Origin of the sequence: Microbacterium sp. RU33B (assembly GCF_900155915.1) — a bacterium.
In the GTDB taxonomy this organism is placed as follows: Bacteria; Actinomycetota; Actinomycetes; order Actinomycetales; family Microbacteriaceae; genus Microbacterium.
On the sequence record NZ_FTPO01000001.1, the window covers coordinates 124937 to 140139 of the forward strand.

The following is a 15203-nucleotide window of genomic DNA, read 5'->3' on the forward strand; positions in this document are numbered from 1 at the left end:
CGCACGCAGCGACGCATGACGAAGGACTCGCGATGATCATCGACATCCACGGTCACTACACGACCGCCCCCGCCCAGCTCGGGGTGTGGCGCGATCTGCAGATCGCGTTCGTCGAGAACGGCGGGGCAGAGCCGTCCTCGGGCGACCTGAGCATCAGCGACGACGACATCCGCGAGACCATCGAAGCCAACCAGCTGAAGCTCATGGACGAGCGCGGCAGCGACGTGACGGTGTTCAGTCCGCGCGCCTCCTTCATGGCCCACCACATCGGCGATGTCGGCGTCAGCCGGACGTGGGCACGCATCTGCAACGATCTCGTGGCTCGCGTCTCCGGGCTCTTCCCCGGCCGATTCCTCCCCGGGGCCATGCTCCCGCAGTCGCCCGGCGTCGATCCGAAGACGACCCTCGCCGAGCTCGACCGGGCCGTGCACGAGCTGGGTGTGGTGACCGTCAACATCAACCCCGATCCGTCCGGCGGCCTGTGGACGGCGCCGCCGCTCACGGACAGGAGCTGGTATCCGCTCTACGAGAAGCTCGTGGAGTACGAACTGCCCGCGATGATCCACGTCAGCACCTCGTGCAAGCCCCAGTTCCACACGACCGGCGACCACTACCTCGGTGCCGACACGACGGCCTTCATGCAGCTGCTCAAGGGCGACCTGTTCCGCGATTTCCCCGACCTGACCTTCGTGATCCCGCACGGCGGCGGCGCCGTGCCGTATCACTGGGGACGGTTCCGCGGCCTCGCGATGGCGCTCGGCAAGCCCGATCTGGAAGAGCACCTGCTGGGGAACGTGGTCTTCGACACGTGCGTGTACCACCAGCCTGGAATCGATCTGCTCACGCAGGTGATCCCGACCGAGAACATCCTGTTCGCGAGCGAGATGATCGGCGCCGTCCGTGACATCGACCCGCGCACCGGCCATCACTTCGACGACACGAGGCGCTACGTCGACGCCAGTCCGAACCTCGATGACGCTCAGCGGCAGCAGGTCTTCGAGGGCAACGCGCGGCGGGTGTATCCCCGTCTCGACCGCGCCCTCAGGGCCCGTGGCCTCTGAACGGTCCGCCCGCACGGAAGAGACTCCATGACCCAGAGACTGAACGACCTCGGCATCGTGCGTACCGGCATCCGGCGACCCGATCCGGGCGACGTCGCGCGACTGTCCGCCTTCGGCGTCGCCACGATCCACGAGGCCATGGGACGGGTCGGTCTGCTCCGCCCCTACATTCGCCCTGTGTACGTCGGCGCGAGACTGTGCGGCCCCGCCGTCACGGTGCTGCTGCAGCCCGGCGACAACTGGATGTTCCATGTCGCCGCCGAGCAGGTGCGCGAGGGCGACGTGCTCGTCGCCGGCTGCACGACGGAGAGTGAAGACGGCTTCTTCGGCGAGCTGCTCGCGACGTCGCTCTCGGCCCGGGGGTGCGCCGGACTCGTCATCGACGGCGGAGTGCGGGATGTGGCCGATCTCGAACGGATGGACTTCCCCGTCTTCGCGCGGGCGATCAACGCCAAGGGCACGGTCAAGGCCACGCTCGGCTCGGTGAACATCCCCGTGGTCGTCGCGAACGCGCTCGTGAACCCCGGCGACGTGGTGGTGGCTGATGTCGACGGCGTCGTCGTCGTGCCGCGCGACCTCGTCGCCGCCGTCGCCGACGCGTCGGCGACACGCGAGGCGAATGAGGAGGGCAAGCGCGAGAAGTTCCGGGACGGCGTGCTGGGGCTCGACCTCTACGGCATGCGGGAGCCGCTCGCTGCGGCAGGCCTGAAGTACGAGGAGGACCGCGGATGACCGGCGCCGGAACATCCCCGCACGGCCAGACCACGGGGGGCTTCGAGAAGACCCCCGGGTGGCTCGACTGGTACGACGGCCCGAGTGCACCGACGTTCCGGATGCCCGCCGGCGCGGTCGACGCGCACTGCCACGTCTTCGGCCCGGGAGATCGGTTCCCCTACGCGCCGGAACGCAAGTACACCCCGTGCGACGCCTCGGCCGAGCAGCTCTTCGCGCTGCGCGATCGGCTCGGGTTCGATCGCAACGTCATCGTCCAGGCGACCTGTCACGGCTCCGACAACCGCGCGCTCGTTGATGCGCTCCGCCGTAGCGGCGGACGGGCGCGGGGTGTCGCGACGGTGCGGCGCGACGTGACCGACGCCGAGATCGCCGAACTGCACGAGGCCGGCGTCCGCGGCGTGCGGTTCAACTTCGTCAAGCGCCTCGTCGAGCGCCTCGACACGGCCGCGCTCGAGGAGATCGTCCACAAGATCACTCCGCTCGGGTGGCACGTGGTCATCTACTTCGAGGCCGAGGATCTGCCCGAGCTCTACGACTTCTTCTCCGGCATCCCGACCGACGTCGTCGTGGACCACATGGGACGCCCGGATGTCGGCAAGGATCCCGATGGCCCCGAATTCGGCCTGTTCCTGCGCTTTCTGCGCGAGAACCCCAACGTGTGGACCAAGGTGTCCTGCCCGGAGCGTCTCTCCCTGACGGGACCTCCGGCACTCGACGGCGAGCGGTACGCGTATACCGACGTGGTGCCCTTCGCCCGACGCGTGGTGGAGGAGTTCCCCGACCGCGTGCTCTGGGGGACGGACTGGCCTCACCCCAACCTGACCGACCACATGCCCGACGACGGGCTGCTGGTCGACCACATTCCTCGCATCGCCACGACCGTCGCACTGCAGAAGCAGCTGCTGGTCGACAACCCGCTTCGCCTCTACTGGCCCGAAGGAGCATGACATGGCACTCGACAAGCCGTACAAGAACGTTCCCGGCACGACCATCTTCGACGCCGATCAGGCGCGCAAGGGCTACCACCTCAACCAGTTCTCGATGTCGCTGATGAAGCCGGAGAACCGCGAACGCTATCTCGCGGATCGCGAGGCGTACCTCGATGAGTGGCCGCTCACGCCCGTGCAGCGGCAGGCCGTGCTCGATTTCGACCTCAACACCTGCATCGCCGAGGGCGGCAACATCTACTTCCTCAGCAAGATCGGCGCCACGCACGGACTGAGCTTCCAGCAGATGGCGGGCTCTATGACCGGCATGAGCGAGGCCGCCTACCGCGACATGATGGTCTCGGGTGGCCGCCGACCCGAGGGTAACCGCTTGAAGGACCTCGACGGGTGGACGCCGCCGTCCACCGAGAAGTCGCAGGTGATGCGCCCCGACGCCCCTGCACGCTTCACGTCGGCTCTGTTCACGTCGCACGTGCCCGCGATCGGCGCCGCCATGGACCACGGCAAGACCCAGGAGCCGTACTGGAAGAAGGTCTTCGACGGGTACGAGTGGACGCGCGCCTGGGCGAAGGAGAACACGCCGGATGTCATCATCCTCGTCTACAACGACCACGCCACCGCCTTCGACTCGAACATCATCCCCACCTTCGTCCTCGGCACCGGCGATCACTATCCCGTCGCCGATGAGGGCTACGGGCCGCGCCCGGTTCCTGACGTGAAGGGATACCCCGAACTCGCCGCTCACATCGCCCAGTCGGTCATCCAGGACGACTTCGATCTGACTCTGGTCAACGAGATGGTCGTCGACCATGGGCTCACCGTGCCGCTGTCGCTCGTCTTCGGCGACGTCGACGAATGGCCGTGCCGCGTGATCCCGCTTCCCGTCAACGTCGTCCAGTACCCGGTGCCGTCGGGGCGCCGCTGCTACGAGCTCGGCAAGGCCATCCGTCGTGCGCTGGACAAATGGGAGGGCCCGGAGCTGAAAGTCCAGATCTGGGGAACCGGCGGCATGAGTCATCAGCTCCAGGGACCGCGCGCCGGCCTGATCAACGAAGAGTGGGACAACGCGTTCCTGGACCACCTCATCGCCGATCCCCTGGGCCTGACCGAATGGTCGCACATGGAGTACGTCGATGAAGCGGGTTCCGAGGGCATCGAACTCGTGGACTGGCTGATCGCCCGCGGAGCGATGGACGACCAGTTCGGCGGCGGCGCCCCCGACGTGAATCACCGGTTCTACCATGTGCCGGCATCCAACACCGCGGTCGGGCATCTCGTGATCAGCAACCCCGTCGCCCGGGACCGTGCGGCAGAGGTCGCCGAACACGCGCCCGTCGTCGAGGAGGTCACCGTATGAGCGAGAGAGTGCGCGTCGCCGTCGTCGGCGCCGCCGGCGCGTTCGGCATGAAGCACCTCGACGGTCTGGCCGCGATCGAGGACGCCGATGTCACGGTGGTCAGCGGCACGCGCCCCGAAGCCACGCAGTCGGTCGCCGAGAAGTACGGGGTCCCGGTGGCGGTCGTGGGACTGGACGCCGTCCTCGAGCGCGACGATGTCGACGCGGTGATCCTCGCCACGCCCACGCAGATGCACGCCGCGCAGACGCAGGCGGTGCTCGCCGCGGGCAAGCACGTGCAGGTCGAGATCCCGCTCGCGGATTCGCTGGCGGATGCCGAGGCCGCGCTCGCCGCCGCGGAGGCATCCGACCGGGTGTCCATGGTCGGCCACACCCGCCGCTTCAACCCGTCCCACCGATGGGTGCACCGCAGGATCACGGCAGGCGACTTCGCCGTGCAGCAGATGGACGTGCAGACGTACTTCTTTCGTCGAACCAACACCAACGCGAAGGGTGAGCCGCGCTCGTGGACCGATCACCTGCTCTGGCACCATGCCGCGCACACGGTCGACCTGTTCGCCTATCAGGCCGGGCGGATCGTGCAGGCGAACGCGCTGCGCGGGCCGATCCACCCGGTCCTCGGCATCGCGATGGACATGTCGATCCAGCTCAAGAGCGAGACGGGTGCGATCTGCACGCTCTCGCTGTCGTTCAACAACGAGGGCCCGTTCGGCACCTTCTTCCGCTACATCGGCGACACCGGCACGTACGTCGCCCGGTACGACGACCTCGTCGACGGATCGGAGACCCCGATCGATGTGTCGCAGGTGGCGGTGAGCATGAACGGGATCGAACTGCAGGACCGTGAGTTCGTCGCGGCGATCCGGGAGGGGCGGGAGCCCGACTCCTCTCTCCGACAGGTCATGGACTGCTACCGCGTGCTCGGAGGACTCGAGGAACAGCTCGCGTGATGCTGCCCCGCCTCGGTCTCGGCTGCATGTCGCTGAGCCACGCGTACGGACTCCCGCCGTCGGAGGAAGCAGGGCTCTCGATGCTGCGCGCCGCGCTCGACGAGGGAGTGCGGATGCTGGACACGGCCACTCTCTATGGCGCGGGCCGCAACGAGGAGCTCGTCGGACGGGCGATCGTCGGGCGTCGCGACGAGGTGCTGCTGGCCAGCAAAGGGGGCATGGCGCTCGTCGACGGCGTGAGGACCATCGACGGCAGACCCGAGACTCTGCGTGCGCAGGTCGATGCGTCGTTGCGTCGCCTCGGGGTCGAGCGCATCGACCTGTACTACCTGCATCGGTGGGATCGCCGGGTGCCCATCGGCGAGAGCGTCGGCGCGTTGGCCGAGATGGTCGCCAGGGGGAAGATCGGAGCGATCGGGCTCTCCGAAGTGTCGGTTCCGCGTCTGCGCGACGCACTCCAGGTCGCACCGATCGCGGCCGTGCAGAACGAGTATTCGCTGTGGAGCCGCAACCCCGAACTCGGGATGCTGGAGGAGACCCGACGGCGGGGGATCGCGCTCGTGGCGTTCTCACCTGTCGCCCGCGGATTCCTCGCCGACGCAGTGCGCGATCCCCAACGATGGGCGGAGAACGACATCCGCCGCAACCTGCCGCGATTCCAGGGCGAGAACTGGCGCGCGAACGCGGCGATCCTGCCCGCGTGGCGCGCGCTCGCCGTTGAGGCAGGCTGTACGCCGGCGCAGCTCGCTCTGGCGTGGCTGCTCTCGCGCGGCGAACACGTCGTGCCGATCCCCGGCACGACGGACATCGGACATCTGCGGCTGAACCAGACGGCACTGGATCTCGATGTCGACGCCGGGATACTCGAGCGCGCGGGGCGGCTCGTGGGCACCGAGACGGTGTCGGGGCCGCGGTACGGCGCTGCGCAGACGGCCGAAGTCGACGCCGAGTCTTTCGAGGTGGCGCGGTGAGGGCCATCTCGTCCATGGCCACCCGTCACCTGCTCCGCGATCTCGCGGACCGTGCTGCCGGCGCAGGCCTGACCCGCCTCGAGATCGAGTCCGTGGGCGGAGTCGACGCCGCGCGGCGCGTCTCGGCGGGGGAGGGGTTCGATCTCGTGTTCCTCGCTGCGGACGCGCTGGCGGGACTCGCCGCAGGCGGGCACGTCGACGCGGCATCGGTCACCTCGGTCGCCGTGTCGCAGGTCGCCGTCGCCGTCGCGGATGCGACGGCCGGACCGGCCCGGGGCACCGCCGTTCCGGCCTATGCCGATGCGGTCGGGGTCCGCCATGCGCTGCGTTCCGCCGTCCGGATCGGGTACTCGACCGGACCCAGTGGAACGGCCCTCGTGGAGATGATCCGACGGTGGGGGCTGAGTGGGGAGATCAGTGATCGGCTCGTGCAGGCACGCACAGGAGTGCCCGTTGCGCAGCTGCTCGCGGACGGGGAGGTGGATCTGGGATTCCAGCAGCTCAGCGAGCTCGTCGGGCAGCCGGGCATCCGCATCCTCGGGGTGCTTCCGCGCGAGTGCGCGATCGACACCGTGTTCGCCGGGGCGGTGGCCGCGACCGCGCCGATGCCCGAAGCGGCGCGTGAGCTGCTCCGCTTCTTCAGCAGCGAGCGCGTGGCATCGGCGATCCGCTCGCACAGCTTCGATCTCCCTGCGCAACGGAGTGGGGGCGGACGGGAATGAAGAGCATCATCCGCACTTCTTACGCGCACATCACGCTCTCTTATGCCTGAAAGAGACTAATTCGGATATCGTGGACCCACGGCGTGATGATGCGCCGTCTGATTGCGACATCGCGATCGCCCTTCACCAGAGAGCGACCTCATGCTTCTCGAGCGAGACCTCATCCAGTCCGTCGGCTTCCGCAATGTCCGCGAGGGCGACGAGATCACCGGATTCCAGCTGCGGCTGCGCATGCCCTCCTACCGCGGCATGGCGGCATCCCTCATCGACGGAGTGGCCGTGCGCGTCGGCGACCTCGTCGACGTGCCCGCCGACGTGCCGCTGTGGACGCTGCAGGGGAAGACGTACAGGCTCGCCGAGCTGTGGCAGAGCGACGGGGTGCGCTGGCCCCTCGAGGACGCCGCGATCATCACGGTCCCGCTCGAGGGCGGCCTCCCCGACGGCGTGCACGAAGTGTCGATCGAGCTGCGTCTGCGCATGTCGTACATCCCGGTCGAGCACCAGCCCTCGACCTACCGGGTCACCAAGCACGTGACCCTCTCGCCCGAGGCGACAGGCGCCCCGTTCCGCTACGGCGTGAGCCTGTACAGCTTCATGACCGACTACGGCACCGTGCTCGACCTCGAGACCGCGATGGCCGGCATCGCCGATCTGGGCGCGACCGGCATCGAGATCCTGGGTGAGGGGCACATCCCGAACTATCCGAACCCGTCCGAGGAGTGGGTGGCCGACTGGTTCCGGCTGCTTCAGAAATATGGACTCGAACCGACGAACTACGGCTCGTGGATCGACACGCGCCTGCACTCGAGCGGGCCGGACGGGCGCGACATGACCGTCGACGAGGGCGTGCGGCAGCTCCAGCGCGACCTGCGGCTCGCCAAGCGCCTGGGCTTCCGGTTCGTGCGACCGAAGATCGGCGTGGTCTCCAGCGACCTCGTCCCGCACCCCATCTGGACCGAGGTCGTCGAGGCGTCGCTTCCGCTCGCCGAAGAGCTCGATGTGATCATCTGCCCCGAGATCCACTCACCGACCCCGATCACGCACGAGGTCGTCGACGAGTACGTCGAGTTCATCCAGCGCACCGGAACGAAGCACTTCGGCATCCTGATCGACACCGGCATCTTCCAGGACCGCCCGATCCCGCTCCGCCCCGGCGAACTGCCCGGCGGTCGGCCGGCGTTCTTGGACGGCATCGGCGTCGACCCCGCCGACTTCGCCGCCGTCGCGCCATATGTCGTGTTCGTCCAGGCGAAGTTCCACGACATCGACGAGAACCTCGAAGACCAGCAGATCCCCTGGGAGCCGGTGCTGCGCGCGATGCGGGATGCCGGCTATACGGGCTATCTCTCCAGCGAGTACGAGGGCGAACGCGAGCCGTGGCGCTCGATCGAGCAGGTGCGCCGCCAGCACTCGCTCATGCGCCAGGTCGCCGACGCGCTCTGAGTGCGGCATCCCGAATCGACATCTAAGGAATACGAGAATGCCCAACGGACTCATCACCGAAGACAGCCTCCGCCCGCACGTGGACGGACTCGCGCTGAAGCTCACCCTGCCCTGGTACCGGAGCCTCTGGCTGTCCTCCGTGGGCACCCTGAAGGTCACGATCGACGGGGCCGCGGTGCCGGCATCCGATCTCGCCTTCGAGCTGACCGGCCAGCGGTACACCCTGGACCAGCTGCCCGAGCAGAGTGAGACGCTCTGGTACCTGCAGGAGCACCCACTGCTGATCGTGCGTCGCGACGCGCCGATCACGCTCGGCGAGACGCACGACGTCGAGATCTTCGGCGAGCTGCGTCTGCCGTACATGCAGATCGCGCCGGGGCAGGACGGCGGACCGGGCATGTACGTCCCGAACATCGTCCGGCAGTCGTTCACACTGACCGCGACCGACGCGGATGCCGCGCCCCTGGCCGTCGTCTCGGACGTTGCCCCGCCGCCTCCGGCAACGGACGCCGACCCGTTCCAGCTCGGGCTGACGCTGTACTCCGCCAGCGCGGAGTTCCGCGCGGGCTGGTACGACTTCGACTCGCTGCTCGGCCGCGTCGCCGAACTCGGCATCGGCCCGGGCATCGAGATCGTCGCCTCGCAGGTGCTGCCGACCTACCCGCACGTATCGCCCGAATTCATCGCCGACTGGCGGGCGGCGTTCGACAAGTACGGCTTCGACGAGAGCTCGTTCGGGGCGAACCTCGACATGGGCCGCCGCCGCGATCGCGACATGACCGACGACGAGGAGTTCGAATTCAGCGAGATCCTCTTCCGGGATGCCGCGGCCCTCGGCTTCCCGCTCGTGCGCATCCAGAGCGCCAAGCCCGCGCTGCTGCGACGCCTGCTGCCGATCGCCGAGCAGCTGAACCTGAAGCTCGCGTACGAGATCCATGCGCCGATGGGGCCGAACGCGCCTCAGGTGATGAAGGTCCGCGACGTCTACGCCGAGCTGGACTCGCCGCTGCTCGGGTTCGTCGCGGACTTCTCCTCGACGATGCACGCGATGTCGCCGACCCTCCTGCGAGCCGTGCAGCGCGCGGGGCTGGACGACGAGGCCGTGGCGAAGCTCCAAGCGATCTGGGCGACCGACGCGTCGATGCAGGAGCGCCAGCAGGAGTTCATCGGCTACCTCAAGAGCCGCGACTTCGACCCGGGGCGGCTGGGTGCGTTCGCGCACCTCGCGTTCAACATGCACGGGCACGTCGCGCCACAGGAGTGGACGGACATCATGCCGCAGATCCTGCACGTGCACGCGAAGTTCTACGACATCGACGAGAACGGCCTGGAGCCCGCGATCGATTATCCCGAGCTCGTGCGCGTGTTCGTCGAGGGAGGATACCGCGGCTACTGGTCGAGCGAATGGGAAGGCCACGCGTTCGCCGAGCTCGGCGAGGTCGATCCGCTCCTCCTGGTGCGCAAACAGCACGACCTGATCCGGCGCTCGATGCGGGCGCTGCAGCCGGCATGAGCGACGCGGATCAGGGTGCCCTGACAGTGCCCGACTTCCGACGCATGCCCGTCGCGGAGGCGGTCCGCTGGCTCGCCGAGAACGGGGAGCCAGTCGATCCTCGCGATGACATCGACACCGATTCGTTGAAGCGGCGCTTTCCGCATCTGACGGGCGTCGAGACCGCCGATCTGAGCATCGAGGGGCCGCAGGGTCGGCTCGTCCCGGCGAGGCTCTACCGGGATCCCGGAACGCCGGCATCCGGTCGTGCCCTCGTGTGGGTGCACGGCGGCGCGTTCATCGGCGGACACCTCGACATGCCGGAGGCGCACTGGGTGGCGCACGAGCTGGCAGCGCGCGGCATCCCCGTGCTGTCTGTCGACTACGTGAAATGTCTCGGCGACGTCCATTTCCCCGAGCCTTCCGACGACGTGCTGACCGCATGGCGGCACGCCCGCACGCACGCCCTGGGCCTCTTCGGCGTCGGCGCGGGCGCGCTCGTGCTGGGAGGGGCGAGCGCCGGAGGCAACCTCGCCGCCGGCGTCGTCGCACGACTCCGGGACGCCGGCGAGTCGTTGCCGATGGGGCTCGTGCTCGTCTATCCGGTGCTCCATCCCAACGGTCCGGAGGCGTCGGATGTCGTCGACACCGCGTCGCCCCACGGGCAGCTCTCCCTCAACTTCGCGGGCTCGACCGAAGCGCTGCGCAACCCGCACGCGTTCGCCGCCCTCGGACGGGTCGACGCGTTCCCGTCGACGCTCGTGGTGGTGTGCGAGAAGGACGGGCTGCGCCCCTCGGGCGAGGCCTTCGCCCAGCAACTCCACGACGCGGGCGTCGATGTCATCCTGCGCCTGGAGGGGGGCGCTGACCACGGTCACATCAACGAACCCGCCGATCCGACCGCGCTGCCGACGATCGATGCGATCGCGACATGGATCGGCGGGGCTCGATGAGCGGTGCAATCCACCGGCGTATTCCGACCTACCCTCAGGCGCGGGTGATCGTCGACAACGACTTCGCCGGTGATCCGGACGGGCTGCTCGCGCTCGCGCATCATCTCCTCGCCGACGGCGCCGTCGTGCGGGGCATCACGAGCACGGCCATCCCCCGTGCCGGGGAGCCCATGCCCGAGGGCGACACCGCCCGCGACGCCGTGATCGAGCTGCTCGATCGGCTCGGTGTGGCCGAGCGACCCGTGGTCTCCGCCGACACGACGGCGCGCTTCGCCGATCTCGTCGAGCCGACCGACGGTGCGTGCGTGCTTCTGGAAGAGGCTGCCCGGTACGACGATCTGCCCCTCTTCGTATGCGCGGGAGGGCCGCTCACCAACGTCGCGAGCGCCCTGCGCGCCGATCCGACGCTCGCCGAGCGGATGACCGTGGTGTGGATCGGCGGCGGGAGCCACCCGGAGGGGGCATGGGAGTACAACCTCATGCACGACCTGCCTGCGGCGCAATACGTCTTCAACCACACGCGCGTGCCGATCATGCAGGTGCCTCAGGCCGTCTACCGGCAGTGCGCGATGTCGACGGCGGAACTCGAGCACGGGCTGCGCAGCACCGGCGAGTTCGGCCGCTGGCTCTACAGCCGGTTCACCTCCCCTCCGTCGTTCGTGCGCATCGCGGGCCACTGGCCGATGGGCGACAGTCCGCCCGTGCTCATCACGGCGCTGACGACCGAGTCCAGCACGTCACGGAAGATCCCCTCTCCGTGGATCGATGACGAGGGCGGGTACGCGACGAATCCCGCGGCCCGTGATCTCGTCGTGTTCGACACGATCGACGTGAGACTGCTGTTCGCCGATTTCTTCGCGAGGCTGCACCTCGCGGCAGCCGTGTGATTCGCCGGGGACGATCGTGACCGCCTTCACGAACCCGATCCTGCCCGGAGACCGCCCTGACCCGGCAGTCATCAAGGTCGGCGACGAGTACTGGCTGACGTACTCCTCCTTCGAGGCCGCGCCGGGGCTGCCGCTGTACCGCTCCGCCGATCTGGTGAACTGGACGTACGAAACCTCCGCGCTGCCGAATCCCGTCGGCAACACGTTCGCGGTCGATATCGCCGAGCACGACGGTCGCTTCTTCATCTACATCCCGTTCATCCCGACGCCGTGGTCGACGCTGACGGAGGCATCGATCTTCGTGATCCACGCTGATGCGATGAGCGGCCCGTGGTCCGAACCGATCGACCTCGGTGTCCGCGGCGCGATCGACCCGGGCCACATCGTGGGGGAGGACGGTGCACGCTGGCTGTTCACGAGCGGAGTTCGCCGCATCCAGCTCGCCGACGACGGGCTGTCGACGGTCGGCGAACTCGAGCGCGTCTACGACGGCTGGCGCTACCCCGACGAGTGGATCACCGAAGCGTATGCACTGGAAGGGCCGAAGCTGTTCTGGCGCAACGGCTGGGCCTACCTCGTCAGCGCCGTCGGCGGTACCGCCGGGCCGGCAACCGGACACATGGTGATCGTCGCGAGGTCGCGCTCGGTGGATGGGCCGTGGGAGAACCACCCGCGCAACCCGATCGCCCGCACCGAGGACGCGTCCGAGGCCTGGTGGTCGCGCGGACACGCGACGCTCGTCCCAGGGCCGACGGGTGATCCTCAGGACTGGTGGATGGTCTCGCACGGCTACGAGAACGGATACCGCACCCTCGGCCGCCAGATCCTGCTCGAGCCCATCCGGTGGGGCGACGACGACTGGCCCGAGACGGTCGCCCAGGACGTCGGCACACCGATCGAAGCGCCCGGCGCGGCGTCCCCGGCGCCGACACCGGACTTCACCGACGACTTCTCCGCGTTCGAGCTCGGCTGTCGCTGGACGTTCCACGCGCCCGGCCGTCGTGAGCTCGAGCGCGTCCGGATCGACGACGGACTGGTGCTGCGGGGAAAGGGCGGCTCGCCCGCCGACACCTCGCCGCTCGCGATGCTCACCGGCGACCACGCGTACGAGATCGAGGTGGATGTCGAGCTGCTCGGTGAGGCCGAGGCCGGCGTGCTGCTCTTCTTCAACAACCGGCTCTTCTGCGGCATGGGGATCGACGGAGAGCACATGTCGAGCTATTCGGGCGGCATCCGCACGCACTGGCGGGAGCCCGCTCCGGCGACCGATCGGATCACGCTGCGGATCCGCAACGACGAGCACATCGTCACGGGCTGGTACCGCATCCCTGGCGGTGAATGGACGCGGCACGCGATCCGCTACGACACCTCCGGCTATCACGCCAACACCGTCGGCGACCTGCTGAGCCTGCGTCCCGCGCTGTATGCGACGGGTGCGGGTGGGGCGCGTTTCCGCGAGTTCCGCTACACCGCCTCCTGAGCTCCACCGCGATTCGCGCGAGGGGGCGGCCGGTCAGCGGACCTGCAGGCGAACCGGAACGGTGCGCTCCAGCGCTCCTCCGACGTGCATCACGAACGCACCCGGCTCGACGGCGAACCGACCGTCGGCGAGCCAGAAGCCCAGCTGCTCGGGGCCGATCTCGAAGGACAGGGTCGCGGTCTCGCCCGCGGCGAACGTCCGGCGCCGGAACGCGACCAGTCGCCGGACGGGGGGAGCGATACTCGCGACGACGTCCTCGACGTAGACCTGCACGACCTCGTCGCCGGCTCGCGCGGAGGTGTTCGTCACCTCCACCTCGAGCGTGACCGCCTCATCCGCCGCGATCTCCGCGGACGACACGCGCGGCTGTCCGTACGAGAAGGTCGCATAGCCCGATCCGTGCCCGAACGAGAACTGGGGGCCGAGATCGAGGTCGAGGTACTTGGAGGTGTACTTCTCCTGCACGTTCGCGGGTCCCTCCAGCGCGACGTCGACCGACTCGAGCGTCATGGTGCCGCGCACGGCAGCCGGCCGGCCGGTGTTCTCGTGGGCGTAGTGCACCGGCACCTGGCCCGCGGATCGGGGAAAGGACATGGGCAGTCGTCCTGCGGGCTCCTGATCGCCCAGCAGCAGGTCGACGATCGCCGCCGGCGCCTCCGTGCCCCCGTGCCAGACCTCCAGAACGGCCGGCGCCTCATCGATCCAGTCCGCGACGACGAGGGGACGGCCGTTCGCGAGCACGACCACGAAGGGAATGCCGGTCCCCGCGATCGCGCGGATGAGGTCGGCCTGCCGTCCGGGCAGTCGCAGGTCGCTGCGTGACGCAGCCTCGCCCGACAGGGACGAGGGTTCGCCGACGCACACGACCACGACATCGGCTTCGAGAGCTGCGGTCGCGACCGCATCGACGTCGTCGTGCCGGTCGCCGAAGAACGACACGCCCTCCTCCACGATGACCTCGATGTCGTCGCGTGCCCGCAGTGCGTCGGCGATGCTCGAGGAACGGGCCGAGAAGCTCTGTGCCCACGCCCCCAAGTGATCGGTGGATGTCGCGTACGGGCCGGTGAGCAGGACTCGCGAACCCGTCGACAGCGGCAGCGTCCCGTCGTTCTGCAGCAGGACCGCGGAGCGGGCGGCTGCGCGCCGAGCCTGTGCACGCGTCGCGTCGGTCGGCTCGACTCGCTCGGCGGCCTCGTCGACGTACGGCCGCTCGAACAGGCCGAGGGCTTCCTTGACGCCGAGCACCCGGGCCACCGCGTCGTCGAGTCGCGCGGGATCCAAGGTCGAGGCATCCCACGCGATCGCCGACGGCGCGCCGCCCATCTCGACATCCACTCCCGCCGCATAGGCCATCCGCACAGCATCATCGATGGTCTCGGCCACGCGGTGCGGCACCAGGTTCGCGACGCCGTCCGCGTCGCCGACAACGAGGCCGTCGAAGCCCCACTCATCCTTGAGGATGCCTGTCAGCAGGGCGCCGTTCGCGTGCATGGGCACGCCGGCGACCGTGTTGAAGGAGGCCATCACCGCCGCGACATCGGCCCTCACCGCTGCCCTGAACGGCTCGAGGTACACGTTGCGCAGCCTCTGAGCCGACATGTCGACGGAGTTGTAGTCCCGTCCTCCGTCCGGCTGGCCATAGGCCACGAAGTGCTTGGCGGTCGCAGCCAGAGTTCCCGGCCGAGACAAGTCCTGCTCCTGGTAGCCGCGCACCATCGCGTTCCCCATCACCGACGTCACGTGGACGTCCTCGCCGAACCCCTCGACGACCCTGCCCCACCGCGGGTCGCGCGACACGTCGATCATCGGGGAGAACGTCCACGTCACTCCGCCCGAGCGTGCTTCGACTGCCGCGGTGCGTGCGAGTCGCTCGACCATATCGGGGTCGAACGACGCCGCCTGCGCGAGCGGCACCGGAGCGATGGTGCGCTGGCCGTGGATGACATCGAGGCCGATAAGGATCGGGATGCCCAGGCGGGTCCCCTCGACTGCCTCGCGCTGCAAGGCATTCGATGCTGCCGCCGATTGCGGCCAGAACACCGCCCCGATGCCCGCGCGGACCAATGCCGCGGCCTCTTCGTGCCGAGGCCGGTAGACGATCTGCAGCTGTCCCAGCTTCTCCTGGGGACTCATCTGCGAGAGGAGTTCTCGGATGCGTGAGCTGATCATGCGGGGTGCCTTTTCGAAGACGAATGAGCCGCAGCC

General features: G+C 68.7%; 13 protein-coding genes. 12 read left to right on the top strand and 1 reads right to left on the bottom strand.

Features of this window, described 5'->3' with window-relative positions:
• Positions 1-32: 32 nt before the first annotated feature.
• The 12 genes from B0B14_RS00605 to B0B14_RS00660 all read left to right on the top strand — a co-directional run bounded on the left by B0B14_RS00605 (position 33) and on the right by B0B14_RS00660 (position 12998).
• Positions 33-1061, top strand: coding sequence for an amidohydrolase family protein (locus B0B14_RS00605; RefSeq protein WP_076679501.1), 1029 nt, complete (start codon positions 33-35; stop codon positions 1059-1061).
• 27 nt (positions 1062-1088) lie between these two features.
• Positions 1089-1793: a 4-carboxy-4-hydroxy-2-oxoadipate aldolase/oxaloacetate decarboxylase gene (gene ligK, locus B0B14_RS00610; RefSeq protein WP_143733593.1), complete on the top strand. Its 705-nt coding sequence runs from the start codon at positions 1089-1091 to the stop codon at positions 1791-1793.
• The gene (locus B0B14_RS00615; protein ID WP_076679502.1) at positions 1790-2743 is read left to right on the top strand and encodes an amidohydrolase family protein; all 954 of its coding nucleotides are present in this window, start codon (positions 1790-1792) and stop codon (positions 2741-2743) included. Before ligK ends, B0B14_RS00615 begins: the two co-directional genes overlap by 4 nt.
• A gap of 1 nt (position 2744) precedes the next feature.
• Positions 2745-4100 (top strand): protocatechuate 4,5-dioxygenase subunit alpha/beta, encoded by a 1356-nt coding sequence (locus B0B14_RS00620; protein WP_076679503.1) that lies wholly within the window; start codon positions 2745-2747, stop codon positions 4098-4100.
• Complete coding sequence (locus B0B14_RS00625) at positions 4097-5050, top strand: Gfo/Idh/MocA family oxidoreductase (RefSeq protein ID WP_218642060.1); 954 nt, start codon at positions 4097-4099, stop codon at positions 5048-5050. Before B0B14_RS00620 ends, B0B14_RS00625 begins: the two co-directional genes overlap by 4 nt.
• A complete protein-coding gene (locus tag B0B14_RS00630) occupies positions 5050-6021 on the top strand; it encodes an aldo/keto reductase (protein ID WP_076679504.1) in 972 nt (323 codons plus the stop codon). Before B0B14_RS00625 ends, B0B14_RS00630 begins: the two co-directional genes overlap by 1 nt.
• Positions 6022-6035: 14 nt before the next feature.
• Positions 6036-6743 (top strand): molybdate ABC transporter substrate-binding protein, encoded by a 708-nt coding sequence (locus B0B14_RS00635; RefSeq protein WP_083710230.1) that lies wholly within the window; start codon positions 6036-6038, stop codon positions 6741-6743.
• A gap of 141 nt (positions 6744-6884) precedes the next feature.
• A complete protein-coding gene (locus tag B0B14_RS00640) occupies positions 6885-8186 on the top strand; it encodes a C-glycoside deglycosidase beta subunit domain-containing protein (RefSeq protein ID WP_076679506.1) in 1302 nt (433 codons plus the stop codon).
• 37 nt (positions 8187-8223) lie between these two features.
• Entirely contained in the window at positions 8224-9699 is a 1476-nt protein-coding gene (locus B0B14_RS00645) for a C-glycoside deglycosidase beta subunit domain-containing protein (RefSeq protein WP_076679507.1), read from the top strand.
• On the top strand, positions 9696-10631 hold the full coding sequence (locus B0B14_RS00650) for an alpha/beta hydrolase (RefSeq protein ID WP_076679508.1): 936 nt from the start codon (positions 9696-9698) through the stop codon (positions 10629-10631). The genes B0B14_RS00645 and B0B14_RS00650 overlap by 4 nt, the downstream gene beginning before the upstream one ends.
• A 44-nt stretch (positions 10632-10675) precedes the next feature.
• Positions 10676-11518: a nucleoside hydrolase gene (locus B0B14_RS00655; RefSeq protein ID WP_179085240.1), complete on the top strand. Its 843-nt coding sequence runs from the start codon at positions 10676-10678 to the stop codon at positions 11516-11518.
• Between the two features lie 16 nt (positions 11519-11534).
• Positions 11535-12998: a family 43 glycosylhydrolase gene (locus tag B0B14_RS00660; protein WP_076679510.1), complete on the top strand. Its 1464-nt coding sequence runs from the start codon at positions 11535-11537 to the stop codon at positions 12996-12998.
• Positions 12999-13031: 33 nt separating this feature from the next.
• On the opposite strand, the gene B0B14_RS00665 is transcribed toward B0B14_RS00660, so the two are convergent.
• On the bottom strand, positions 13032-15167 hold the full coding sequence (locus B0B14_RS00665; protein WP_076679511.1) for a glycoside hydrolase family 3 N-terminal domain-containing protein: 2136 nt from the start codon (positions 15165-15167) through the stop codon (positions 13032-13034).
• Positions 15168-15203 lie beyond the last annotated feature (36 nt).